This is a genomic window from Clostridium sp. LBM24168 (assembly GCF_052953915.1).
Map to the genome: position 1 here is coordinate 3,120,629 of NZ_CP196861.1, position 26,395 is coordinate 3,147,023.

Annotated in this window: 21 protein-coding genes, 5 tRNA genes, 2 pseudogenes and 2 riboswitches; of the genes and pseudogenes, 25 read left to right on the top strand and 3 right to left on the bottom strand. The window is 32.6% G+C overall.

Going from position 1 to position 26,395, the window contains the following annotated elements:
- Window positions 1-17: 17 nt before the first annotated feature.
- The 9 genes from atpG to mreB all read left to right on the top strand — a co-directional run bounded on the left by atpG (window position 18) and on the right by mreB (window position 8,390).
- Window positions 18-866 carry an ATP synthase F1 subunit gamma gene (gene atpG, locus ACSVC9_RS15550; protein WP_446898309.1) on the top strand — a complete coding sequence of 283 codons (849 nt, stop codon included), beginning with the start codon at window positions 18-20 and terminating at the stop codon, window positions 864-866.
- 12 nt (window positions 867-878) lie between these two features.
- The gene (gene atpD, locus ACSVC9_RS15555; RefSeq protein ID WP_446898310.1) at window positions 879-2,273 is read left to right on the top strand and encodes a F0F1 ATP synthase subunit beta; all 1,395 of its coding nucleotides are present in this window, start codon (window positions 879-881) and stop codon (window positions 2,271-2,273) included.
- Window positions 2,274-2,306: 33 nt separating this feature from the next.
- Window positions 2,307-2,705 (top strand): F0F1 ATP synthase subunit epsilon, encoded by a 399-nt coding sequence (locus ACSVC9_RS15560; protein ID WP_446898311.1) that lies wholly within the window; start codon window positions 2,307-2,309, stop codon window positions 2,703-2,705.
- A gap of 193 nt (window positions 2,706-2,898) precedes the next feature.
- Window positions 2,899-3,657 (top strand): hypothetical protein, encoded by a 759-nt coding sequence (locus tag ACSVC9_RS15565; RefSeq protein ID WP_446898312.1) that lies wholly within the window; start codon window positions 2,899-2,901, stop codon window positions 3,655-3,657.
- Window positions 3,658-3,714: 57 nt separating this feature from the next.
- Window positions 3,715-4,974: a UDP-N-acetylglucosamine 1-carboxyvinyltransferase gene (gene murA, locus ACSVC9_RS15570; protein ID WP_446898313.1), complete on the top strand. Its 1,260-nt coding sequence runs from the start codon at window positions 3,715-3,717 to the stop codon at window positions 4,972-4,974.
- A 109-nt stretch (window positions 4,975-5,083) separates the two neighbouring features.
- Window positions 5,084-6,094, top strand: a complete 1,011-nt coding sequence (gene spoIID / locus ACSVC9_RS15575) for a stage II sporulation protein D (protein ID WP_446898314.1) — start codon at window positions 5,084-5,086, stop codon at window positions 6,092-6,094.
- An 87-nt stretch (window positions 6,095-6,181) separates the two neighbouring features.
- On the top strand, window positions 6,182-6,898 hold the full coding sequence (locus ACSVC9_RS15580) for a peptidoglycan DD-metalloendopeptidase family protein (RefSeq protein WP_446898315.1): 717 nt from the start codon (window positions 6,182-6,184) through the stop codon (window positions 6,896-6,898).
- Between the two features lie 108 nt (window positions 6,899-7,006).
- A complete protein-coding gene (spoIIID, locus tag ACSVC9_RS15585; RefSeq protein ID WP_182089129.1) occupies window positions 7,007-7,261 on the top strand; it encodes a sporulation transcriptional regulator SpoIIID in 255 nt (84 codons plus the stop codon).
- 100 nt (window positions 7,262-7,361) lie between these two features.
- Entirely contained in the window at window positions 7,362-8,390 is a 1,029-nt protein-coding gene (gene mreB, locus ACSVC9_RS15590; protein ID WP_446898316.1) for a rod shape-determining protein MreB, read from the top strand.
- A 1-nt stretch (window position 8,391) separates the two neighbouring features.
- Here the strand turns inward: mreB and yyaC (ACSVC9_RS15595) are convergent, their stop codons facing one another.
- Complete coding sequence (yyaC, locus tag ACSVC9_RS15595; protein WP_446898317.1) at window positions 8,392-8,937, bottom strand: spore protease YyaC; 546 nt, start codon at window positions 8,935-8,937, stop codon at window positions 8,392-8,394.
- Window positions 8,938-9,226: 289 nt separating this feature from the next.
- Between yyaC (ACSVC9_RS15595) and ACSVC9_RS15600 the strand changes: the two genes are divergently transcribed.
- The 11 genes and pseudogenes from ACSVC9_RS15600 to ACSVC9_RS15650 all read left to right on the top strand — a co-directional run.
- Window positions 9,227-9,302, top strand: a tRNA-Thr gene (locus ACSVC9_RS15600).
- 5 nt (window positions 9,303-9,307) lie between these two features.
- Window positions 9,308-9,392 (top strand) — tRNA-Tyr (locus ACSVC9_RS15605).
- 5 nt (window positions 9,393-9,397) lie between these two features.
- A tRNA-Val gene (locus tag ACSVC9_RS15610) sits at window positions 9,398-9,473 on the top strand.
- Between the two features lie 19 nt (window positions 9,474-9,492).
- A tRNA-Thr gene (locus ACSVC9_RS15615) sits at window positions 9,493-9,568 on the top strand.
- Between the two features lie 7 nt (window positions 9,569-9,575).
- Window positions 9,576-9,660, top strand: a tRNA-Tyr gene (locus ACSVC9_RS15620).
- 40 nt (window positions 9,661-9,700) lie between these two features.
- A riboswitch (SAM riboswitch) is annotated at window positions 9,701-9,799 on the top strand.
- Window positions 9,800-9,868: 69 nt separating this feature from the next.
- Complete coding sequence (gene metK / locus ACSVC9_RS15625) at window positions 9,869-11,044, top strand: methionine adenosyltransferase (RefSeq protein WP_446898318.1); 1,176 nt, start codon at window positions 9,869-9,871, stop codon at window positions 11,042-11,044.
- 84 nt (window positions 11,045-11,128) lie between these two features.
- A complete protein-coding gene (gene recD2, locus ACSVC9_RS15630; protein ID WP_446898319.1) occupies window positions 11,129-13,411 on the top strand; it encodes an SF1B family DNA helicase RecD2 in 2,283 nt (760 codons plus the stop codon).
- Window positions 13,347-14,372: a hypothetical protein gene (locus ACSVC9_RS15635; protein ID WP_446899882.1), complete on the top strand. Its 1,026-nt coding sequence runs from the start codon at window positions 13,347-13,349 to the stop codon at window positions 14,370-14,372. The genes recD2 and ACSVC9_RS15635 overlap by 65 nt, the downstream gene beginning before the upstream one ends.
- Window positions 14,345-15,025, top strand: coding sequence for a ComF family protein (locus ACSVC9_RS15640; RefSeq protein ID WP_446898320.1), 681 nt, complete (start codon window positions 14,345-14,347; stop codon window positions 15,023-15,025). The genes ACSVC9_RS15635 and ACSVC9_RS15640 overlap by 28 nt, the downstream gene beginning before the upstream one ends.
- Before the next feature lie 578 nt (window positions 15,026-15,603).
- Window positions 15,604-16,251, top strand: a pseudogene (locus ACSVC9_RS15645) (PhzF family phenazine biosynthesis isomerase); the annotation flags it as partial.
- A gap of 614 nt (window positions 16,252-16,865) precedes the next feature.
- Window positions 16,866-17,027: pseudogene (locus tag ACSVC9_RS15650) on the top strand (flavodoxin family protein); the annotation flags it as partial.
- A 184-nt stretch (window positions 17,028-17,211) separates the two neighbouring features.
- Here ACSVC9_RS15650 and ACSVC9_RS15655 read toward each other — a convergent pair.
- Entirely contained in the window at window positions 17,212-18,378 is a 1,167-nt protein-coding gene (locus ACSVC9_RS15655) for an MFS transporter (protein ID WP_446898321.1), read from the bottom strand.
- Window positions 18,379-18,587: 209 nt separating this feature from the next.
- A riboswitch (Fluoride riboswitch) is annotated at window positions 18,588-18,647 on the top strand.
- Window positions 18,648-18,679: 32 nt separating this feature from the next.
- On the opposite strand from ACSVC9_RS15655, the gene crcB reads away from it, so the two are divergent.
- The 3 genes from crcB to ACSVC9_RS15670 all read left to right on the top strand — a co-directional run bounded on the left by crcB (window position 18,680) and on the right by ACSVC9_RS15670 (window position 20,390).
- The gene (crcB, locus tag ACSVC9_RS15660) at window positions 18,680-19,054 is read left to right on the top strand and encodes a fluoride efflux transporter CrcB (RefSeq protein ID WP_446898322.1); all 375 of its coding nucleotides are present in this window, start codon (window positions 18,680-18,682) and stop codon (window positions 19,052-19,054) included.
- 305 nt (window positions 19,055-19,359) lie between these two features.
- Window positions 19,360-19,866 carry a spore protease YyaC gene (gene yyaC / locus ACSVC9_RS15665; RefSeq protein ID WP_446898323.1) on the top strand — a complete coding sequence of 169 codons (507 nt, stop codon included), beginning with the start codon at window positions 19,360-19,362 and terminating at the stop codon, window positions 19,864-19,866.
- A gap of 146 nt (window positions 19,867-20,012) precedes the next feature.
- Complete coding sequence (locus ACSVC9_RS15670) at window positions 20,013-20,390, top strand: IDEAL domain-containing protein (RefSeq protein ID WP_446898324.1); 378 nt, start codon at window positions 20,013-20,015, stop codon at window positions 20,388-20,390.
- Between the two features lie 198 nt (window positions 20,391-20,588).
- Here the strand turns inward: ACSVC9_RS15670 and ltrA are convergent, their stop codons facing one another.
- Window positions 20,589-21,989, bottom strand: a complete 1,401-nt coding sequence (gene ltrA, locus ACSVC9_RS15675; protein WP_446898325.1) for a group II intron reverse transcriptase/maturase — start codon at window positions 21,987-21,989, stop codon at window positions 20,589-20,591.
- 1,155 nt (window positions 21,990-23,144) lie between these two features.
- Here ltrA and hpf point away from each other — a divergent pair.
- Together hpf and secA are read left to right on the top strand one after the other, a co-directional pair.
- Entirely contained in the window at window positions 23,145-23,675 is a 531-nt protein-coding gene (hpf, locus tag ACSVC9_RS15680; RefSeq protein WP_446898326.1) for a ribosome hibernation-promoting factor, HPF/YfiA family, read from the top strand.
- A gap of 153 nt (window positions 23,676-23,828) precedes the next feature.
- A complete protein-coding gene (gene secA, locus ACSVC9_RS15685; protein ID WP_446898327.1) occupies window positions 23,829-26,393 on the top strand; it encodes a preprotein translocase subunit SecA in 2,565 nt (854 codons plus the stop codon).
- Window positions 26,394-26,395 lie beyond the last annotated feature (2 nt).

The following is a 26,395-nucleotide window of genomic DNA, read 5'->3' on the forward strand; positions in this document are numbered from 1 at the left end:
TTTGCGGGAGGTGAAATATGGCAGGAGCAGGACTTGTTGCAATAAAGAGAAGAATTAAATCAGTAACCAGTACCCAAAAAATAACGAATGCCATGGCACTTATTGCTACTGCTAATCTTAGAAAAGTTAGAAAAAACCTTGAAGTTAACAACAATTATTGTAAATTATTCAGTGATATTGTGAAAAATATTGTCTTGGAAGATCTGGACAGAAGTATTTATACTTATGGTAATGACAGCAAGAAAAAACTCTACATATGTTTGAATTCAGATACAGGTCTTTGTGGAGGATTTAATAACAATGTTGTGAGCGGACTTGATGCTGAAATATCGAAAGATAGAGAAAATTGTATTTTAATAGCAGTAGGACAAAAGGGAAGAATGTATTTTAAAAGACTTCATTATGTTACTGAGGCAGAATATGTGGATATTCCCGATATTCCAACATTAAAAGAGGCAAATACCATAGTATATAAGATTATTGATCTCTATAGAAATGGTAAAGTTGGAGAGGTTAATATAGCATATACAAAATTTATTTCTACAATCAAACAAGAAGTAATTGTTGAAAAATTGCTTCCTATAGTTGCCGATGAGAAAGAGAAAAGGGGCTTTATAAAAATTGAACCTAGTGTAGAAGAAATAATAGAGGACATGGTATTTTCACATTTAAAACAGAAGGTTCTTAATTGTATGATGAATTCAAAGGCAAGCGAACAGGCTTCCAGAATGACGGCAATGGATGGTTCAACTAAAAATGCAAATGACTTATTGGAAAGTTTAAATCTTAAATATAATAGAGAGAGGCAAACTGCTATAACTCAGGAAATAACTGAGATAGTTGGAGGAGCAGAGGCACTCAAGTAAGGAGGGATATTAATGCCTAACATAGGCAAAGTTGTTCAGGTTATAGGACCTGTTGTTGATATAAAATTCAAACCGGAAAACCTTCCTAATATATATAATGCTGTAAATATACAATGCAAAGATAGAATGGTTGTTACAGAAGTAGCCCAGCATTTGGGGGATGACATAGTAAGAACCATATCAATGGAAAGTACAGATGGATTAATGAGAGATATGGATGCTGTTGACACTGGATCACCTATATCGGTACCTGTAGGAGAACCTGTTTTGGGAAGACTTTTTAACATGCTGGGTCAGCCAATTGATGAAAAAGGAGATTTAAATACAGATAAAAAATATCCTATTCATAGAGCGGCACCGAGTTTTGAAGATCAATCCGTAAAACCTGAGATGTTTGAAACTGGTATTAAGGTTATAGATCTTCTTGCACCGTATCAAAGAGGTGGAAAGATAGGACTATTTGGTGGAGCAGGTGTTGGTAAGACAGTACTTATACAGGAGCTTATAAATAATATTGCAAAGCAGCATGGTGGATTGTCTGTATTTACAGGTGTTGGAGAGAGAACAAGGGAGGGCAATGACCTCTATTATGAAATGCAGGAATCAGGAGTTATAAATAAAACCGCACTTGTATTTGGACAAATGAATGAACCACCAGGAGCAAGAATGAGAGTTGCACTTACAGGTCTTACTATGGCAGAATATTTCAGGGATCAAGGTCAGGATGTGCTTCTGTTTATAGATAATATATTCAGATTTACGCAGGCTGGTTCTGAAGTTTCGGCGCTCCTTGGAAGAATACCTAGTGCAGTTGGTTATCAACCTACGCTTGCTACTGAAATGGGAGCTCTACAGGAAAGAATAACATCTACAAAGAATGGGTCTATCACGTCCGTTCAGGCAGTATATGTGCCTGCTGATGATTTGACTGACCCGGCTCCGGCAACAACATTTACACATCTGGATGCAACAACAGTTCTTTCAAGATCAATATCAGAAATTGGTATTTATCCTGCAGTTGATCCTCTTGGTTCTACTTCAAGAATACTGGATCCAAGAATTGTAGGTAAGGAACATTATGAAGTGGCATCAAATGTTAAACATATACTTGAAAGATACAGTGAACTCCAAGATATTATAGCAATACTTGGTGTAGATGAACTTTCGGAGGAAGATAGATTAGTTGTTTTGAGAGCTAGAAGAATTCAGAGATTTTTATCTCAGCCATTTTCAGTTGCGGAACAGTTTACAGGATATAAAGGTAAATATGTTCCTATAAAAGATACTATAAAAGGATTTAAGGAAATTATGGAAGGCAAGTATGATGATTTGCCGGAAACAGCATTTTTATTCAAAGGAAGTATAGACGAAGTAATTGAGGCTGCTAAAAATATGAACAAAGATTGATAGATTACATTAATTTGTAAGAAGGAGATTAATATGTCAAAGGTCTTGAAGTTGACTATCCTTACTCCTGAAAGAGATTTTTACAGTGGAGAAGTGGTAGAGGTAATAACAGACAGCGTAGATGGTAAAATTGCAATTCTTCCGGATCATATGCCTTTAATAACTGTTCTTCGACCAGCAGACACTGAAATTACACAAGAAGATGGCAAGAAGTTAAAGGCATTTACTTCTACAGGTGTATTGGAAGTAAAGGACAATGAACTCAAGATTCTCTGTGATGATTGTGAATGGCCGGAAGAAATAGATATAGAAAGAGCACAGAAGGCCAAAAAGAGAGCAGAGGAAAGATTGCAAAGTCAAAAAGACGGAATAGACATAAAGAGGGCCCAGATGGCATTAGCGAGGGCTCTCGCTAGGATTAATTTAAAATAAGTATGGAGATTAGCTCCATGCTTATTTTTTTTGACTAAAATAAACTCACAATTCAGCTGGATTAATTATATATTGGTAGTGGGTATATTTATATTTTATGTCTGACAATTGAATTTTATGATAAAAATGTTTTCTAAATGAATATTTATATATATTCTGTCCATAATTTTAAACAGAATAAGGGGGGAAAATTATGAACAGAAAAAATATCTTTTCAATCGTCTTATGTATAATATGTATACTATCTTTGTCATTCAGATCTTTAGCCTATAGAATTGATACTCAAGAAAAAAGCGCATCTGGCAAAATCCTTTCCCAAAGTAATGGAGTTTTCTCTCAGAATAAACTGGATGTTTTTTATGAAATGCTTAAGGCTGTTCATGGAGAAACAGTAGAATATGGTATTACAGCTCAATTTGATAGTTTTCAGCCAGGAGAAGAAGCTATAAAGGAATTATTTTATAAACTAAATAGTATTGCTAAATTAAATAAAAGTTATTCTCGTAATGGAGAAAATTATCTTATAGAATTTTATGGGAATTCACTTAATGGATATATAGAAAGTACTTTATATGGTGATCACAATATCATAAAGATAGACATAATAAAAAAGGACAGTAGATATAGGCTTAGTGAGCTTAAAAATAATATTAGTTCTATATTACAAAATACACCAACAAAAATTAGGTATTTTGAGTATATAAAGGCAAAAGTAGAAAATAATAATATAGACAATTGTTATGAAAAAGCAACGGGAGTTTTAAAAAACATTGGGGACAATGATATAAGAACCGGAACTTTAGAAAATGGATATACTGCTACTACGTATACGGGTCAATATGAAAGTATTTACAGTAATGGAGAGCCTATTGATTTCAATTTTGCTATTGTTAGGTATACTACCGGTACTTATATAATAATGGGAACACCAGAAATTATGGAAACATATTGATGGCATATTAGTAAACACATAAAAAACATACAGAAATTATAGAATGGAGGACAATCAATGAGTAAGATAGTAGTTAGGGGAGGAAATAAACTTCATGGAGAAATAGATATTAGTTCAGCTAAAAATTCTGTATTGCCCATTATAGCAGCCTGTATACTAAGTGGTGATAAGTGCATAGTAGATGATGTGCCAATGCTTGAAGATGTATTTGTAATAAGTGATATATTGATGAGTATTGGAGCAAAAATAAATATAGATAGAAATTTGAATAAGATAATAGTAGATACCTCAAATATTAGTGACTTGATGCCGACTAGCGATTTAGTAAAAAAGATGCGAGCCTCATTTTTAATAATGGGTCCTATGTTGTCTAGATTTGGACATTTTAAATTATCGCTTCCTGGCGGTTGCAATATTGGAACAAGGCCTATAGATCTACATCTTAAAGGACTTAGTGCACTTGGTGCTGAAGTAAGCGTAGGACATGGATATGTTGAAGCAAGAACTGATAAACTTATGGGAAATAACATATATCTGGATTTTCCTTCTGTTGGTGCTACTGAAAATATAATGATGGCAGCTGTAATGGCTGAAGGGGAAACTATAATAGAAAATGCCGCAGAAGAGCCTGAAATAGGTGATCTTGGTAAATTCTTAAATAATATGGGAGCTAATATAATAGGGGCTGGTACTGATACAATTCATATATTAGGAGTTAAAAATTTAAAAGGAACTACCCATAGACCTATAAGTGACAGAATAGAATGTGGTACCTTTATGATTGCAGCTGCAATAACCAGGAGTAAAATTAAAATAAATGGAGTTAATTTAGAGTATATAAAGCCTATAATTGCTAAATTAACTGAGGCTGGAATATATATTAAACCTGAAGGAGACAGTATAATTGTAAATGGTAATAGAGAACTCAGACCCATAGATGTAAAAACCATGCCTTATCCTGGATTCCCGACAGATATGCAATCGCAGATGACAGGACTTTTGTGCACCGTACAGGGAACGAGCATTATAACAGAAACTATTTTTGAGAACAGATTCATGCATGCTGTTGAGATGAAAAGAATGGGTGCTAATATAAAAATAGATGGAAGAAGTGCTGTCGTTGAAGGAGTTCCAAGGCTTACGGGAGCAGAAGTGAAAGCTACGGATTTAAGGGCAGGAGCTGCATTGATACTTTGTGGGCTTTCTGCAGAGGGTGAAACAGAAGTATCAGATATATATCATGTAGATAGAGGATATGTGAATATTGAAAAGAAGCTTAAAATACTTGGTGCAGACATTGAAAGGATAGAAAATTAGATATTTGTATTTAGGAATATTATCATTAGTATTTTCATAATTATATTGTATATAAAATTAAGATGAAAACCTGCAGTAGTACTGCAGGTATAATTATGAGAGGAGTCTAATGAAGAAAAATATCTTTTTTATATTAAAAAACATATCAATACTAATGCTTATGTGTACATGCTTTATAATTGTACTTTCTTTGGTTGTAGGTGGTTCTAAAGGAAATCCAATAAACCCGGAACAACTAGTTTTTAAAAACAAGCAGGAAGAAAAAATAAAGGTATATATAACTAAAGAAAAAAAGATAGAAGAAATCCCTATAGAAGATTATGTTGTGGGAGTGGTATCTGGAGAAATGCCTGCGGAATTCTCTATAGAGGCTCTCAAGGCGCAGGCCGTGGCAGCCAGGACCTTTGCATTAGCACATATGGAACAGTACGGAGGGAAAAAATATAAGGGCAGTACAGGGGCGGATGTATGTGACACGGCACAGTGTCAGGTTTTTATGTCAAAAGAGGAAAGAATGAGTAAGTGGCCTGATAAAGATAGAAATATGTACTGGAATAAAATAACTGATGCAGTAAGTTCCACGGGAGGAGAGATTTTAACTTATAAAGGTAAGTTGGTTATGGAACCATATTATTTTGCTATAAGTGGAGGAAGAACGGAGAGTGCACTTGCGGTATTTAATGATGATATAGGATATTTAAAGAGTGTAGAAAGTCCTGGGGAAGAAAGGGCTAAAAAGTATGAAACCCGTAAGGATATACTTAAAAGAGAATTTATAAAAATAGTGAATTCCAATTATAAAACTGCTCAGCTTTCAGTTCCCAATTTGGAAACTGCAGTCAGTATAAAGAGCAGAAATGAGGGTGGAACTGTAAAAGAGATCAAGCTTGGAGGGGTTACTGTATCAGGAATAAAATTCAGGGCGCTTATGGGACTTAATTCATCTAATTTTAGTATAAGTTTCAAGGATGGCATAGTCAGTATTAAATGTCTCGGATATGGTCATGATGTTGGAATGAGTCAGTGGGGTGCAGATGCCATGGCCAAAAAGGGGAAAAATTATAAAGATATATTATATCATTATTATGATGGAGTAAAAGTATGTAAAATTGGTAGTTAATTGAACTACCAATTTTTTTTATGGAAAATTAATAAAATATGTATTTTTTGTCATTGTCTGGACAAACTACAAAAAGGAGGTGTTGATATGGATAAAAAAATTGTTAAAAAACCATTTAATTTTATAAAGAAGGAGGGCTTTTATATAATTTTATTCATCTGCTTATGTATTGCGGCTACTGCTGCTATTTTGACAATTAAGAATAGCAAGGATCAAAAAGTACAGGAAAATAAGCCGGCTGTATCACAGCAGGCCAAAATTGATAAAACTGCTAAAGTGGAGAATAAACATGATAATGCTCTTCAAGTTAAAAAGAATGAGGGTACAGAAAGTAAGACAAATAGTACTTCTGGAAAAGAAGAAGTATCAAAAGGAGTATCGAATTCGATTAGTACGTCTTTTCAAAAACCTGTTGAAGGAAATATAGCGAGGGGATTTTCAGAAAATCCTGTATATTGGGATTCTACTGGAACCTATAGACCTAATCTAGGCTATGATATACAGGTTCCAATTGGGAAACCGGTTTTTGCTGCTATGGATGGAAAAGTGGAGGAGATAAGTAACAATACTCAAGACGGAGTTGAAGTCATTGTAAATCATCAGAATGGTTTGAAAACAGTATATTCAAACCTAAACGCTAATTTAAAGGTTTCTAAAGGTCAAAATGTATCAAAAGGAACAGTGATAGGTGTTGTAGGAAATACCACACTTAGATCTGCTTATGAAAAATATGGTGATCACCTTCATTTTGCTGTCTTAAAGGGAAATGAATTTGTTGATCCGGGAAAATATATAAAATATTAAAGTTTAGCCATTTCTTCATATTAAAATGTGGAAATGGCTAAAAGAAAGTGAATTAGATGTAAGTATAAATATTATTAGCTGCGGACTAAATAAAGGAGTTGATAACAGTTGAAGGATTATATAGAGGAAAGAGTTTTAGAAGTAGCTAAATATATAATAGGATCTAAAGCTACAATAAGAAAAACAGCAAAGGTTTTTGGGGTCAGTAAAAGTACTATACATAAGGATATGACAGAAAGACTGCCCAAAATAAATCCTCAAATTGCTAAACAGGCTAAAATGATATTAGATTATAATAAGGCTGAAAGACATATAAGAGGTGGCAATGCCACTAAAATGAAATATAAAGCTATTGAAGGTTAAAAACACTCCTATTATAATTATATATAATATGGTAAACTTAATACGAATAGATAATTTTAGCTGCTAATGAAAAGCAAGGGAGAGTAGGAGTGAAAAAGGAATGTTTTTTAGTATAGGAACGGACATGGGAATTGATTTAGGGACGGCTACAGTACTTGTTTATATTAAGGGAAAGGGTGTAGTATTGAAAGAACCATCGGTAGTGGCAATAGATAAGAATCAGAACAGGGTACTTGCTGTGGGTGAAGAAGCATGGCAGATGATTGGAAGGACTCCAGGTAATATTGTTGCTATACGTCCTATGAAAGATGGAGTTATCTCTGATTATGATGTAACGGAAAAAATGTTGAAATATTTTATAGGGAAAGCTTGTGGACGTAAAAGGACTACGCCGAGAGTTGTAGTTTGTGTACCTTGTGAGGCCACAGAAGTTGAAAAAAGAGCTGTAATTGATGCAGCACAGAATGCCGGTGCAAAGAAAGTATTTTTGATTGAAGAGCCTTTAGCGGCAGCTATAGGTGCAGGTATTGATATAACAAAGCCTGAGGGAAATATGGTAATCGATATAGGTGGAGGAACTACAGACGTAGCTGTTATTTCTTTGGGGGGAATTGTAGTAAGATCTTCTATTAAAATTGCGGGAGATAAATTTGATGAGTCTATAATTAAGTTTATAAGAAAAGAGCATAAATTGATGATAGGTGAAAGAACTGCAGAAGAATTGAAGATAAACATAGGTTCAGCTTTTGAATCTGATGATGATATTGGAATGGAGATAAGAGGAAGGGACTTGATTACGGGCCTCCCAAAAAATATAGCAGTATCCTCTGATGAAATGAGAGAGGCATTGAAGGATACTATAAATGCTATAGGGGATACGACTCATGCGGTACTTGAAAAAACTCCTCCGGAGTTAGCTGCTGATATTGCAGATAAGGGAATTATTATGACCGGGGGAGGATCACTTCTACATGGTTTAGATAATTTAATACAGCAAGTTACAAATGTACCTGTATGTGTAGCAGATGATGCAGTATCCTGCGTTGCTCTTGGGACTGGCAAGGTATTGGAATATCTAGATAAAATGGAACTTACTTTCAGCGGAGATGATATAACGCTGATTGATTAAATTATTTATTTTCAGTGCTGTCATTGAAATATAGATAGTATGCATGAATTAGTGAATTAACTATTACTTCTGACATAGATAGAATTAGATTTAATCTTATATTGTTTGAGTTGCTGAAGATATTTTTACTTGTATTTGAATCCACTATACCAATTATCGAAGTCTCTCCTACATTTGGTAAGGATTTCCCCACTCCTTTTCCTGGATGAATTGGAAAATCTCTTACTTGTATTTCACCTATATTATTTACATCACCAAGACACGCATCTACACCTATTATATTGCATTTCTTGTGATGCAATGTGATATGTTTTAATTTGCTGTCAATATTAAGGGCATGTATTGGTTCTTGTATTGTACCATAAACAGGGAGAGGAAAGTGTTTATATGTAAGTAATGTACCTACTAAAGGGCCAAGACAATCACCTATATATCTATCTGTGCCAATACAAACTATGATTGTATTTTTATCGATATGATCTCTTAGAAAATGTGCTAATTTGTAATATGCCAGGGGAGTTTTATAGTTGACTTTTACTTTGTTCAAAATATTCACCTCTTTAAATTGTGCTTTATTTCATTTCATAAGATGTACATATGCAACTGTTTGAAACGTCATATATAATTTATATGAAGGCCTGAAGAAAATTAGAATAAGTAATATGTTGAGTAGAAATTGTGAAAATGTGATTTAAAGAGAAATATAAAGAAATATGAAGAAAAAACAATTTAAACACTAGAATATAATACAAAATAAAATTTGAAAAAGAGATATTTAAACGGTATACTAACATACGTCAATGCGTAATGTTGATTGTAAATGAATTACATAATAAGCTGACATAGCTCAGCTGGTAGAGCAACTGACTTGTAATCAGTAGGTCGTGGGTTCGATGCCTACTGTCAGCACCAAAAGTGGAGGAATTCCCGAGTGGCTAAAGGGGGCAGACTGTAAATCTGTTGTCATTGACTTCGATGGTTCGAATCCATCTTCCTCCACCAATTTCGGGCGCATAGCTCAGCTGGGAGAGCATCTGCCTTACAAGCAGAGGGTCACAGGTTCGAGCCCTGTTGTGCCCACCATGTATAAAATAATGAATAAGCTGGCATAGCTCAGCTGGTAGAGCAACTGACTTGTAATCAGTAGGTCGTGGGTTCGATGCCTACTGCCAGCACCAAAAATATGGAGGAATTCCCGAGTGGCTAAAGGGGGCAGACTGTAAATCTGTTGTCATTGACTTCGATGGTTCGAATCCATCTTCCTCCACCATAAAAACACTATTAGGTGTTTTTTATTTTATAATTTGAAACTCTTATCAAGAGAGGTGGAGGGAAAGGGCCCTTTGAAACCCGGCAACCGGTAATTATACTAAGGTGCCAATTCCTGCAGTTGTTCTGCAAGATAAGGGAGTTGATAAAGCTTATTAACCTCTTTTTATTAAGAGGTTTTTTATTTTATATAGATGGAGGTAAAAGAGATGAAAAAGTTGTTCACTTCTGAGTCAGTTACAGAAGGGCATCCAGATAAAATGTGTGATCAAATTTCAGATGCTATACTTGATGCAATAATGGCGCAGGATCCTGATGGAAGAGTAGCTTGTGAGACTATAACTACAACAGGAATGATTCTGGTTATGGGTGAAATATCAACTAATTGCTATGTGGATATTCCTAAAATAGTTAGAAATACTGTAAGAGAGATAGGCTATACTAGGGCAAAATACGGTTTTGACTGTGATACTTGTTCGGTAATATCTTCAATAGACGAACAGTCGTCAGATATAGCCATGGGAGTAAATGAAGCTTTTGAAGCTAAATCTGGTGAAATGGACAAGGAAGATGCTATAGGCGCAGGAGATCAGGGAATGATGTTTGGCTTTGCTACAAATGAAACTCCAGAATATATGCCGCTTCCAATAAGTATGGCACATAAACTTGCAAAAAGATTAGCAGCTGTTAGAAAAGATGGTACCCTTTCTTATTTAAGACCAGATGGGAAGACACAGGTTACAGTAGAATATGAAAATGATAAACCGATCAGAATAGATACTGTAGTCATATCATCACAGCATGATCCACGTGTAAGTCAGGAGCAGATAAACAGAGATATAATAGAGAATGTCATAAAACCGGTGATACCATCGAAATTTTTAGATGATAATACAAGGTATTTTATAAATCCTACAGGAAGATTTGTAGTTGGAGGTCCACAGGGAGATTCTGGACTTACAGGAAGAAAAATAATAGTTGATACTTATGGTGGATATGGAAGACATGGTGGTGGCGCATTTTCTGGAAAAGATCCGACTAAAGTTGATAGATCAGCTGCTTATGCAGCAAGATGGGTTGCAAAGAATCTTGTGGCAGCAGGTTTGGCTAATAAACTGGAAATACAGCTGGCTTATGCTATAGGAGTTGCAAAACCAGTATCTATAACAGTAGATACTTTTGGTACTGGAAAAATTTCAGAAGATAGAATAGTGGATATAGTAAATAGAGTATTTGATTTGAGACCTGGAGCTATAATAAGGTATTTGGATTTGAGAAGACCTATATATAGACAGGTAGCAGCATATGGACATTTTGGAAGAACAGACATAGATGTACCATGGGAAAAACTCAATAAAGTGGATGAAATAAAAAAGTACTTATAAATAAAGGCACGCATCTAAAATGATGCGTGCCTAATGTGTTATAATTAATTTATGGATATAATTTTTTAAAAGTAGGGAGATTTTATGCAGGAAATACAGGGTGTTATAGATGATGTAGTATTTCAAAATGAGGATAATGGATATGTAGTTGCCAAGTTGAAAAATAAGAGTGGTATTACTACGGTAGTAGGAAATATACCTTTTATTATGGAAGGACAGAACTTGAAGTTTATAGGTGAATGGGTAACACATCCGCAGTTTGGAAAGCAATTTAAGATTAAATACTCTGAAGAAATAGTACCAGATACTACGATTGGAATTGAAAGATACTTATCGTCTGGAGCCATATCTGGCATAGGACCTGTTACTGCAAGGAAAATAGTAGATAAATTTGGAGATAAGACTCTGGATGTAATGGATAATCATATTGAGAGGTTAAGGGAAATAGATGGAATTGGAAAAAAAAAGATAAACCTGATATGTGAATCTTATTCAAAACAAAGTGAAGTTAGGAGCATAATGGTATTTTTACAGACTTATGGGATAGGTGCAAATCAGTGTGTGAAAATACATAAAAGATTCGGTGCAGATTCTATAAATATAGTAAAAGAAAATCCATATGTTCTTACAGATGAAATATCTGGAATAGGATTTAAAATAGCTGACAGAATAGCCAGAAGCCTTGGAATAGAAGCAAATTCACCTTTTAGAATACAAAGTGGAATAAAATACATAGTGAGCAGATTTTGTAATTTTGGCAATACATACATGCCTCTTGAAAAGGTTATACAGGAAGCGGAAAGTGTACTTAATGTGACGAGAGAAGAAATAGAGGAGAACATATATGATAGTTCACTTAAAGGAAAACTTAAATTAGAGAAATCAAAAGATGAAGTTTGTGTATTTTTGCCTATTTACTATTATTGCGAGCTCAGTGTAACTAAAAAAATTTTATATGTGCAATTTAATAAGTATGATGAAATAGATATGGATATAGAAAAGGAAATTGCAAGGTTTGAATCTGACAATAATATAAAATTTGCAAAATCCCAAAAAGAGGCAATAAGGGGAGCATTTCAAAATGGGGTAGAGATAATAACAGGGGGACCAGGTACAGGAAAAACTACCATAATAAATTGTATAACCGACATATTTGAAAAATTAAATATGAAGGTTCTTATGGCGGCACCTACAGGAAGAGCTGCGAAGAGAATGTCTGAATCTACAGGTAGAGAATCAAAAACTATACACAGACTTCTTGAAATGGGTGTACCTAGTGATGAGGAAACATTGTTTTTTTCGAAAAGTGAAGAGACACCTCTTGAATGTGACGTAGTTATTATAGATGAAGCCTCTATGATAGATATAATGCTTATGAACAATTTGCTGAAGGCAATATCTATTGGAACGAGAATCATAATAGTGGGTGATGCGGATCAGCTTCCTTCGGTAGGACCCGGGAATGTACTTAGGGATTTTATAGACAGCAAATGTATTAAGGTAATAAGGTTGAAGGAAATATTTAGACAATCAAAGGAAAGTATGATAATAGTTAATGCACATAGGATAAACTCCGGAGAAATGCCTTTTATAAATAAAAAAGATAAAGATTTCTATTTTATAAGGTGTACAGATCCAAATAAAATGTTAAATACTTTAATTGAATTAGTAGATACAAGACTACCTAAATTTAATAAATCATGGAATAAATTAAATAATATACAGGTAGTTTCTCCTATGAGAAAAGGAATTCTGGGAGTTTCCAACCTCAATAAAAAGCTGCAGAATATATTAAATCCTGAAAGTATTGATAGAAGACAAAGGGAATTTAGGGGTACAATTTTTAGAGTAGGGGATAAAGTTATGCAGACAAAAAATAATTATTCTCTAAATTGGACGCTGATTTCAGATAAAGAGGAGAAGGGACTTGGAATATTCAATGGTGATGTTGGATATATAGAAGATATAGACAATGAAAATAATAATATAACTGTAATATTTGATGATGACAAAAAAGTTGTATATGATAATATATATTTGGATGAACTTGAACTTGCATATGCAATAACCATACATAAAAGTCAAGGAAGTGAATTTCCTGTAATTGTAATGCCTGTTTTTATGGGATCTAATTTTTTTATGAATAGAAATTTATTATATACGGCTATAACGAGGGCAAAGCAGATGGTTGTTCTTGTGGGTGATTTGAAAGCACTTAAATTTATGATAGATAATAATAGAAGTTTTGAAAGATATTCATTATTAAAAAATAGAATAATGGATATAATGGAGAGTGAAGAAGATGTTACTTTGGGAAAAGATGAATTTCCAGGAAGAGAAAAAAAAGATAAATCAAATGATAATTAACTGGAGTAACGGGAGAAAAAAATTTTTAAATATTATTTCAATTCCATATAATTCTACAGAAATATTTGTTGAAATTATTAGGAGGTATGTTTTAGAAAATAAAAAGATATTATATATAACTGATGAACACAGCAATAAAATAAGTATAGTAGCTGATATAAAAAAATATACAAATATAAAAAGCTATGCTTACATAAAAGATAATGTAGAATATAGCAGTTCAAACTTAAAAATATGTAATTTTACTATGTCCATAAGTATGAATGAAAATTTTGATCTTATAATATATGACGATATAAGTAGTTTTTCATGTCATAATAAATATGAAATATTGGATATATTAAGTAGATTATCTAATAAAAATAACAAAACTATTGTTTACTCTATAGAGGAAGTACTTAGAAATGCTGAAAACATAGTGCTGCCTGTAAAGAATAATAGCACTCCAATGGTTGAACCCAGGACGATACTCACGAGAGTTGATATAAATAAAGGGATACCGTTTATTGTCTATGATTATTTGAGATGGTCTATAAATGCTGGAAGAAAAGTTATAATATTTGTTCCGGATAAGGATAAAGTTGAAAAAGTATCCTGTTATATAAAACAGTATTGTAGCCATTTTTTAAAGAATATAATGTGTTTTGTAGATAATAGATTCAATGAAAAATTCATCTCAAGATTTTTAAACATAAAAGATGTAGTACTTGTTACAAATTGTATTAAAGAAGTTGCTCCACATATAGAAAATTCTGATATAATGGTTTATTTTGCAGATAGTTCAAATTTTAGTTATAAGGATTTTATATATTTATGTGGAAGTGTAATAAGAAATGAAAAAGATTTGAAAGGAGAGGTTATATTTTTAGCTAATTGTGAAAACAAGAATATGGAAAAGGCTAAGAATATGACCAGAAATTTTAATAAGGAAGCATGGAACATGGGATTATTGAGAGTCTAAAAAATATTAAAGACTGCATATTGTCAGTTATATATTGTACTGATGATGTTTGTATTGTTTGTGGAAATGAACTTTACTCTGACAAATTCATATGTAACTGTTGTGCAAATAAAATAATGATTTGTACAGATAAGACGCAGATTGGATTAGGTAACGTAAGATTTGAGTGCTACAGTGGTACTTATTATTCAGGACCAGTAACTGAACTTGTAATTAAGTTGAAATATAAAAGTTCTTTTAGGTCAGGAAATGTTATGGCCAAATATATGTATGAAACTATAAAATCTAATAAACTGGATTTTAATATGATAACTTATGTTCCAATGACCAAAAAAGATTTGAAAAAGAGAGGATATAATCAAAGTGAATATCTTGCAAAAGTTTTGAAAGATTATGTAGATAAACCTGTTATTGAATGTCTTGTTAAAGTTAAAAGTACTAAAGACCAAATAGGCCTGGATAAAAATGATAGGTGGAATAATATAGAAGGAAGTTTTAGAATTATAGATAAGAGTATAGTAAAAAATAAAAATATTTTACTTATAGATGATGTTATAACAACTGGTGCCACAGCTTTTTATTCTGCACTTGAATTAAAAAATAGTGGTGCAAATAAAATTATAATATTGACTGGAGCAAAAAGTAAGGTATAATTTATTGTGTTAAGCTAGGTCTGTGGTTGAAAATCGATGCCAGTCGCAGGCGAAACGATCCACGTAAATCAAATAAAATATTTGATGAGCACGGTGCGGTTTAGAGGTAAGTCCTGCCGTATGAAAAAGTACGAGAGAGTTATTAGTGAGAGGGCTAACCCCGGGTAGCAAAATCTCCAGCAGGCGGGTGTGGGGTCAAAAACCAGGTCAGCTAGCTTGACAATGCACCAACGGTGCGGATTGGCAGCCTTTTATAGGCTGCTATATTTCTTTATAATTTTCAGGAGCAAACTATTTAAAGCTAGTATTTTCCCTATGTCTTCGGAATTTTCCTTTTTAAGTAAGCTATTGTCTATGTTAATAATGTTGATATTAATAACCGTGAATTTAAAGAAATATTTGATGCTTTAGATATAAGAATAAATGCTGTAATGGACAAGATCTATTATGGCAAAGATTTTGCAAGTGAAGATATAACCTTAAAAATAACTTTGTTCATACACGAGATATTGGATTAGCTTGGACTTAGGCAAGAGGATGTGGCAAACGCTTTAAATGTAACAAGGCAAACTGTAAATGCTATTGAAAATAATCTTAACACTTCAAGAGTTTATCATAAGACAGGTGTAGGAATTTTGCCTGTTGATATAGTGAGAGAGAATGAAGATTACAAGATTACTATGACGCAAGGGAAAATTGGATTTGGTGATATTATTAAAGGGATAAATAGAGAAAAACTTTTATCAGCAATAAATATAAGTGATGATAATTTATTAGAAAGTTATCCGATTCAGATTGTTTCAACAGGTCATTCTAAGATTATGGTTGGTATAAAAGATATTGCAACCTTAAATGAAATGAAGTCTAATTATGATGCCCTTTCTAAGTTGAGCCATATTATCAAATGTAATGGATATTACGTTTTTACAGTTGATTCTCAAGATACTGATATTCTGGTTCATGGTAGAATGTTTGCTCCTGCTATAGGTATTAATGAAGATCCTGTAACTGGTAATGCGAACGGTCCTTTGGGTGCATATTTGGTTTATCATAAATTGATCAATCATAATAATTCTTTGCTTAAATTTAAAGCTAAACAAGGCGAAGCTATAAAGCGTTCAGGTATTATTGAGGTGGAAGTAGTTATAGAAGATAATAAACCTGTAGAAGTTAAAGTTTCAGGAAATGCTGTAATAGTGTTTAAATCCGAGTTGCTATTGAGATAATTTTTCAAGGAGGAATCATTAGAAATTAAAATATTGCCAAAATACAATATAATGGTAGGTGTCATTTTAATATCGTTAATAAAGTAAATGATTAATTAATAAATTTGACACAGTACTGTAACAAAGTTTATCTAATATGATAAGTAACATAATAGTTCCATATAACAAGGTAAGCATCTGGGATTTGTTCTCCCGGTGCTTATTTTTTATTCATAAAATAATATATTTTGTTACAAACAATTAATAAATATGACATTAAGTTGTAACAAATAACTTATATAATAGTAAACATATTAAGAAATACCTTAGAAAAACTTAAAAATAATAGTTCCCCCTATTATTATAAGTAGGTGTCTGTGGTTGCAGGGCACTTTAAATTTAAGTGTAACCGCCACGAGGTACTATATAAAATTTGACTCCCAAGATTATATTTGTAAAAATAAGCATCCGTTGTTTAGGGTGCTTATTTTGTGTGGAGAAAAGTCTGGAGTGAGATAACCTTGAAACGTCATGATGAGTGTATTATACAAATCGTAACATAATAGTTGATAGGCTGTGTTTTGAGAAGTGGTATAATTGAAACTGTAAATTTCAATGGTAAAGGAGATAAAGTCATGAAGATATATTTTGTCAATGGCAGTCCGAGAAAAGAATGGAATACGGGTACTGTACTGGGAAAGGCAATGGAAGGAGTCACATCGGAAGGTGTAGAAACAGAGCTAATTAACTTGTATGATTTGAGATACAAGGGTTGTGTCAGTTGTTTTGCATGTAAATAATACTTATCAATTTCCAAATTACAGCAGATATGAATCCTCTAAATTTTCGGAAACAGAAAAGGCTTCATATAAACAAACGCAATTTCCAATAGATTGCCAAAAGGCTTTTAAAATGGGACGGAGAATTGCAGGAAAAGATTTGAAGGAGAAATAAATATTACTTTGTCGAATCAATGTATCCCTAATTTTTGAATTTATACCAATAGAATGAACTTAAAAATCCTACGAAAGATATAAATGCCATAAGGTAATATGCTAAACTCATATTATAATTATTTACAATTATTCCTGTAAAAATTGGAATAATAGTCATACCTAGGCCATAAATAGCCTGGAAATATCCCATAGCAGTAGACTTTTTCTTCTGATCTACATTTTTCATTGACTCGCTTGTACAAAAAGAAAACAAAATACCTGTAGACATGGCAATCAAAATTTGCGCAAAGTATATATGCAATACGGAACTTGTATTTGGAACAATTATGCAATATATGCAGATGCATATAAGTACGGTAGGGATCCAGAACTTAGCGCCCTGTTTTGCTGCTAATTTTGAAGCTGAAAAATAGGAAGTAATCACAGCTGCTAATATATATATTATTGAATTTATACCAATTTGAAAACCAGAAGCTCCTAGTTGTTTAGCAATCTGATTTGTAAAAGACATTGCTGTAGACATAAGTATTCCCTGTTGTATCAGTGCAAGCAATGAAAAACCTATAAGTCTTTTATCCGTATATACGGTAATAAGTTTTCTAACAGGTAATGGTTTAAAATCAGTTTTAGGTTCTTTTATGAAAAATCCGATAGCAGTAGATGGAAATGCAGCTACAAGACTTAATATACATAAGAAATTCATCCCCAATTTATCGTAAAACATAGATCCAACAACAAATCCCACAAGAATTCCTATGTTGTTTGCACCAATAATAGTTCCCATGGATTTTTGAATATCCTCTTTTTTAAAATAATTTGAATATAAAACCATAAAAGAAATCCACATTGCTGATGCCAACCCAGAAAGCAAACTTCCAAGCAAGAAACCAATACCATTTGGAATAAATATTCTAAAAAGAGAAGCTAGTCCACTGGAACAAGCACCAATTATAATAAATAATTTATGATGTCCTTTTCTATCAGCCATTATTCCTATTGGCATTCGAAGTAGCATTTGTGATAATCCATATGCACCAACAACGATTCCAACAAAACTAGTGGCTACACCAATTGAAAGTAAGTATGGAGTTTGATAAGGTATATAGACATATTGTGAAAACCAAAACATAACTACAATAATTAATAAAATTCTTTTTTGCGATTTTACATTTAGTTGATTAATTTCAACCATGTGAATATCCTCCTGTGGTTTACTTATAAGAATTATTTAAGAACAAATAAATATTTCTGTCTCTCATATGTATAAGTTATATAGTATCATAAAAATTCCCAATGAGCATTATGAATAAAAAAGAATCTTTTGAACTTATAATTGTTAATTTGTTCTTTGAAAATTAAATAGTACGGTGTATAATAAATACATTATAGCTTGGCTTGCAAGTTATTTTAGGTGATGGAGTTCGCCTTTAACTGCGTTATGCTGATGACTCCTAGATTAAAATAGAAATTATTATTTTGGGAGGGAAATGCAGATGCAAAGGTTATTATTTATTGGAATTGGTGGCCTTATTGGTTCTTGTTTAAGATATATTATATCGATAAATTCACCTAAATTATTTGGAGGACCATTACCGTACGGGACATTAATTGTAAATGTAGTTGGTGGAATTTTGATGGGTTTTATAATGCAGTTAAGCTTGGTAACTAATTTAATTTCTCCAAATTTAAGATTGTTTCTTACTACTGGGATAATGGGTGGATTTACTACATTTTCTACATTCAGTTATGAAACCATAGCTTTTCTTAGTGGAGGAAGGTATTTACTGGGAGTTTTGAATATTTGCTTAAATTTATTCTTAAGTCTTCTTGGAGTTTTAACAGGCAGATATTTTGCAAATATAATTTAACAAATAAATAATATAGTACTAATACATCGTATTATTCAAAAGAATTTTATGGTGTTTTTTATTGTATAATAGAGGAAGAAGGACATAAAATAATAAAAATTTTAGCTATAAAGCCAATAAAAACAGTATAAATGACAAAATTTGAGTAATAAATGCCTATAATAATACTGAAATATATAGTGTTACATTTTATAAAGTAGCGTATAATGTTGATAACAAATTATACGATTTGTCTATAGCAAAATACTGTAATGAAAGGTCCATACATCATAATAAAGATACTTAAAATTTATGGAGATGATTGGATGAAAAATTTAGAAAATTTGTTAAAGACATCTTTAGATGATATACAAAAGCCATATAAAGAAATAATATTTACTTGTATAGGTACAGATAAATATATATGGGATAGTTATGGACCTATAGTTGGTACAAAACTTAAGCAATATGGATTTAAAGTTTATGGCACATTAAAATATCCTATGCATTCAAATAATTTAGAATTAATTTTAAAAAATATAGATATCAAAAACAATTTAATTGTAGCTGTGGATGCAGGGTTAGGATATAGAGGAGATGTTGGCAAAATATTTATAAAAAATAGGGCTTTAAAGCCTGGAGCTGGGCTTAATAAAAATTTACCGGCAATTGGAGATATAAGTATTACGGCAATAATAAATGTATACGGTAAATATGATTCTATGGCTCTACAGGGCACTAGATTAAGTTTTGTTTATTATTTAGCTTTACAGACAGCAAATGCTATTTGTAGAGTTATGGGAAAAGAAAATAAGCTTTCAGAATTATTGTAGTAGGCTAAACAGATAGCTAAAAATTTAATAAAGATTTAGTCAAAAAGTATATAAAACAGGTTGAGATATAATTAAATGCTTTAAATATCTGGTTAAGTTTAATATACTAAAGGTAGAGACCAATATAAAAGAGTAGGTGAATAAGTATGAAAGGAGAGCTATTCAATTTTGAAGACTTAAAGAATCTGAACTCAAATACTAAAGTATGGGGAGAATTTAAATATCACGGAGCTGACGTATATGTGATTAAAAATTTACATTATGGAATCACGTTTATGAAATATATCTCTGAATCTACCTGGATAAGTTTTTTTATGAATTATTCTACATTAAAAATAAATATAGAAAATAATGTAGTAAAAATATATGAATGGTTATCTGCTAAAGAATATATAGATTGTAGAATAGGTATTGTAAGAAATGAGATAGATATTATGTTGAATATGAATAACGAAGAGGGTTTTATGAAATTGACATCTGAATATAAAAAACTGTTAGAAGAAAAGGAGTTTATTGGTGAATAATAAAATACCAAATAGCAAAGTAGTTCCATATAACAGAGTAAGCATTTTACTGTAGTATTTTGAATGCTTACTTTTTTGTTTGTTTATAGAATGACATATTCTAAATCGAGTAGGAGCTGAATAATTATTTTATTCAGCGACCTCTCACACCACTGTGCGTACCGTTCGGTACACAGCGGTTCAATAAGAATTACCTAATTATAGATACCTTTCGGTTAATGTTATAAAGCCTTGCTTTTTAAGATGTTTATTAGATAGTGTCTTTGATAGAATAGGGCTGCAGGATATCCTCCAGTAGCCTTTTCTTGTATTTGCATATTCCCAAGCTTTATATTCATCAATACCAAGCCTTTTAAGATTATCGTGTTTTGTTTTGAGTTTCTTCCATTGTTTCCAATAACACATCCTAATCCTTCTTCTAAGCCACTCATCTAACATCTTAAGTGTACTTTTCATATCTGCCAGTTTGAAGTAGTTAATCCATCCGATTATAATCTGTTTTAGCTTAATCGCACGGAGTTCCATACTCATAGCATTACTTCTTCCTGTTACTTCCTTAAGTTTAACTTTAAGTTTCCTAACAGAATTTTGATGTACTCTTATTCCCATTTCACCTTTCTTTGGATAAAATGTAAATCCTAAATATTTCAACTTCCACGGTCTATCGACCTTACTTTTATCTTTGTTGACTTTGAGTTTTAATTTCTCTTCTATAAACCTTGTTATACTTGCCATTACTCGATATGCTGCCTTTTTTGTTTTCAAGTATATATTACAGTCGTCAGCGTACCTACAGAAATGTAGTCCTCGCTTTTCTAATTCTTTATCCAGTTCATTTAACATGACATTGCTTAGCAATGGTGAGAGATTTCCACCTTGTGGAACGCCTCTTCTTGTAATGCTAAAAATACCTTTTTCCATTACACCTGCTTGTAGATATTTTCTTATTAAAGATATTACCCTAATATCTTTTATTTCTTCATAAATCAATCCAATTAATTTATCATGATTTACAGTATCAAAGTATTTCTCTAAATCAATATTTACTGCCCATCTATAGCCATTGTCCATGTATTCTTTACATTTTAGAATTGCTTGATGAGCACTTCTATTTGGTCTAAATCCATAACTTTTATCTGAAAATTTCTTTTCAAATATTGGACTTAATATTTGAGCAATAGCTTGTTGTATTACTCGGTCTACAGCCGTTGGTATACCTAGTGGTCGTTTCTTTCCATCAGACTTTGGAATTTCCACTCGTCTTACTGGATTAGGCTTATAACTACCTTCTAATAATGATTGCCGAAGGCTGGCACCCGTTTCCTTTAGGTATTGTAGAAGTTCATCTACATTCATACCATCAATTCCATGGCTGCCTTTATTGGCTCTAACTCTCTTAAATGCTTGATTTAAGTTATTTCTGTCAACAATTCTCTCAAGCAATTCATTATTGTATCTACTTTTGGCGTTCTGTTGCTTTTTTAACGTCAATGAAATGCTCGGCGCTCCTACATATTCTTTGAGTTCCACTCTATCCTTTTGTAGGTAACCTTCATTATGAAGTTGTCTGCTGTTATCACATTTCTCTGTGTTTTTCAAAGTTTCAAAACCTCCTATTGTTCAGTCCTTCCCACGCTAACGCGTTTTACGTGGTACTATGACATCTGCTGACTTCTGACAGTTCAGCCACACATTACTGTATGGGTTGTTATTTCTAAATTCATATCTGTAACTTATCTGTCAGATCTCCCCAGGTAAGAACGCAATCTTTCACTCTATCTATCTGCTACATTTACACCGCCTGTTTTTGGATAGTTTAGGGCTTCATTTTGTTATGCAAACTTACCCACAGACATATGCCTTATATGTAGTTTCTGTCCGTCAGACCAGAGTTTTGCTACCGACTTCCTTCAGATTCCACGTCACCATGGACACCCTTGTCTTAAGCTATGCACTTGGCACTATCAACCCGTGCTTGGGACTTTCACCCATTAGATTGCGCCCATGCTGGGCGCACATAAATAAAAACTTATCAACATTGTTGATAAGTTTTAAAATATTTCTACCTATTATATATTATATATGGATAATATATAATAAACTGTAATTATCCATACTGAAAAGTTCATTGTATTTTGTTACAAACAATTAATAAATATGACATTAAGCTGTAACAAATACTATGTAGAATAATAAGTGTCCTAAGGAAATACCTTAGCGAAATTGAAAATAATAGATTTATATACATGAAGAAAATGAAGGTAATTACCATCATTTGTGTCTACGGTTGCAGGACACACTAAAATTAAGTGCAACCGCCACAAAAAAATATTTAATGTTCTTTGTAAAGAAAAAAACCAAGGGGTGAAAACCTTGGTTAAAGAATGTAAAAATGTATTATGCTGTAGAGAATTTAATGAAGAATTTTTAAATCACGGAATTCATCATCCAGGGCATAAAGGTCAATATCAATATATTTTGGATAATATATTGATAACCTTATATAAATATGATACGCAAAATTTAATTTATTATACTGGAAATTTTGCAATATTATAGCAGGCACCTTTTTAATTTTTAAGCATGACTTTTGAGAAATCTGCACTATTGTATTTTGTGATAAAGAGTATTAAAATATAGTCATAAGATATTACATAATATTATGTGATATGATTTTATTTAAAACTATTATAAAATATATGTTTATGCTGATTTTATCATGGACATATATGATAAGAGAGAGGGGCTGGAAATATGAAAATAACGGTAAAAGGGAAAAACATTTCAGTGACTGATGCATTGAAAAGTACAGTGGATAAAAAGCTTTCAAGGCTAGATAAGTATTTCAACCCTAATGTAGAGGCACATGTTACATTGAGTGTGCAAAAGAATTCCCAGATTGTTGAAGTTACCATTCCATTGGGAGGGGTTATACTTAGGGGAGAAGAAAGAAATAATGACATGTATGCTTCAATTGATTTAGTTGTGGATAAATTGGAAGGACAAATAAGAAAACAGAAAACTAAGTTGCTCAAAAGAAAACGTTCTTCAGAGTCATTAAGGTTCCAGTTCATACCAGATCAACGTGAAGAGGAGAAGAAAGAAAATAAAATAGTTAAAACTAAAAAGTTTGCAGTAAAACCAATGTCTGCAGAAGAAGCGGTTCTTCAAATGGAACTTTTAGGCCACAATTTCTTTGTGTATCAGGCTGCAGAAAGTGGAGAAGTAAATGTAGTTTATAAGAGAAAAGATGGAGATTATGGGCTTATTGAGCCTGAATTTTAGAATGTATTTAGTAAGAGGAAGTTTATAAGCTTCCTCTCTTATTATTTATTAAACTAAAGTAAACTATTTTTTAATTAGTTGAATGCCCTATAATTAGGTGATATAATTTATAAAGTATATATTTATATAAAATTACATGTGAGGATGAAAATAATGAAACTTTTTCAAAAAATATTTGGCTCGTACAGCGAGAAGGAAGTAAAAAGAATTATTCCCATAGTAGATAAAATAGATAATTTAGATAGTGACATGCAAAAATTGGGAGATGATCAGCTGAGAGCTAAGACTGATGAATTTAAAGAAAGGCTTAAGAATGGAGAAGCTTTGGATTCGGTACTACCAGAAGCTTTTGCAGTGGTCAGGGAAACAGCGGCCAGGACTGTAGGATTGAAGCATTATAGAGAACAGCTAATAGGTGGAGTTGTACTTCATCAAGGCAGAATAGCTGAAATGAAAACTGGTGAAGGTAAAACATTGGTTGCTACTGCACCAGCTTATTTGAATGCACTTACAGGTAAGGGTGTTCACATAATTACAGTAAATGATTATTTGGCAAAAAGAGATAGGGATTCAATGGCACCTGTATACGAATTTCTTGGACTTAAAGTTGGAGTTATACTTCATGACATGGATCAATCACAGAGGCAGGAAGCATATAATTGTGATATAACTTATGGAACCAACAGTGAGTTCGGTTTTGATTATCTAAGAGATAATATGGTAGTATACAAAGAAGAGAGAGTTCAAAGAGAATTGAGTTTTGCTATAGTTGACGAGGTTGACTCAATTTTAATTGATGAAGCCAGAACTCCGCTTATAATTTCAGGTGAAGGTGAGAAATCAACTGAATTTTATAAAGTAGCGGATCATTTTGCAAAAACATTGAAAAAGCAGAATGCATCTGAAGATGAGAAGGAAATTGAAGAAAAAGATAAAGGCGATTTTACAGTAGATGAAAAGGCAAATGCAGTAATCCTTACATCACGAGGTATAGAAAAAGCTGAAAAGTTTTTCAATCTCGATAATTATGCAGATCCAGAAAACATGGAACTTCAACATCATGTAGTTCAGGCATTGAAAGCAAATTATATAATGAAACGTGATAAGGACTATATGGTGAAAAATGGAGAGGTTTTAATAGTAGATGAATTTACTGGAAGAATGATGGAAGGAAGAAGATATAGTGATGGACTTCACCAGGCTATAGAAGCGAAAGAAGGAGTAAAAGTTGAAAGAGAATCAAAAACTCTTGCAACTATAACATATCAGAACTATTTTAGAATATTCAATAAACTCTCAGGTATGACAGGTACTGCTCAGACAGAAGAAAATGAGTTTAGAGAAATATATGGATTGGATGTAATAGTTATTCCTACCCATGAACCTGTTATAAGAAAAGATCTGCCTGATTTGGTTTATAAGACTGCAAAAGGTAAATTTAAATCTGTGGCAGACGATATATATGAAACATACAAAAAAGGTCAGCCGGTGCTTGTTGGTACAGTAAGTATAGAAAAATCTGAACTTCTTTCTGATATGCTTAAAAAGAGAGGGGTACCTCATCAGGTATTGAATGCGAAATATCATGAAAAAGAAGCCGAGATAATCTCACATGCTGGCGAAAAGGGAACTGTGACCATTGCTACTAATATGGCAGGACGTGGTACCGATATAAAACTTGGAAAAGGCGTTGTAAACTTAGGTGGACTTAAGATAATAGGTACGGAAAGGCATGAATCGAGAAGAATTGACAATCAGCTTAGAGGTCGTTCAGGACGTCAGGGTGACCCTGGAGAATCAAGATTTTATGTTTCTCTTGAAGATGATTTGATGAGAATATTCGGATCAGATAGACTCCAGGGAATGGTTGAAAAACTTGGACTTGGAGAAGATGAGGCAATAGAAAGTAAAATGGTTACAAATGCTATAGAAAATGCCCAGAAGAAAGTGGAGGGCAATAACTTTGATATAAGAAAAACATTGCTGCAGTATGATGATGTAATAAATAAACAGAGGGAGATAATCTATAAACAGAGATCTGAAGTGCTTGAAGGGATAGATCTAAAAGATCAGATCCAAAATATGCTGAATAGCTTGGTTTCTGAAATTGTAGAATCCCACATATCTGGTGATGACGATGAATTTGATGAAGAAATCAGAAATTTGATAAGCTATATGGAAGAAATTTATGTTCCTGAAGGAGCAATTAAATTTGATGATATAGCAAATCTCTCTAATGAGGATATAATAGATAAATATATAGAATTGGGAGAGAAAATTTATCAAGAAAAAGAGAAAGAATTTACGTCAGAGCAGATGAGGGAAATAGAAAGGGTTATACTTCTTAAAGTGGTTGATACTAGATGGATGGATCATATAGACGATATGGAACATTTGAAGAGGGCTATAGGACTTAGAGCCTATAGACAGCAGGAACCTGCTCAGGCTTATCAGTTTGAAGGCAGTGAAATGTTTAATGAGATGATCTATAATATTAAAGTTGATACTATAAAATATTTATTCCATGTAAAGATTGAGAGAGCTCCTGAAAGAGAAAGGGTTGCTAAAAATTTAAGCACAAACCAAGATGCAGGTGAGCCAGTTAAAAGGCAGCCAATAAGGAAGCAGAAGACAGTTGGAAGAAATGATCCTTGTCCTTGTGGAAGTGGCAAAAAATATAAAAACTGCTGCGGAAAAGTAGTCAATAGCAATGGTTAATT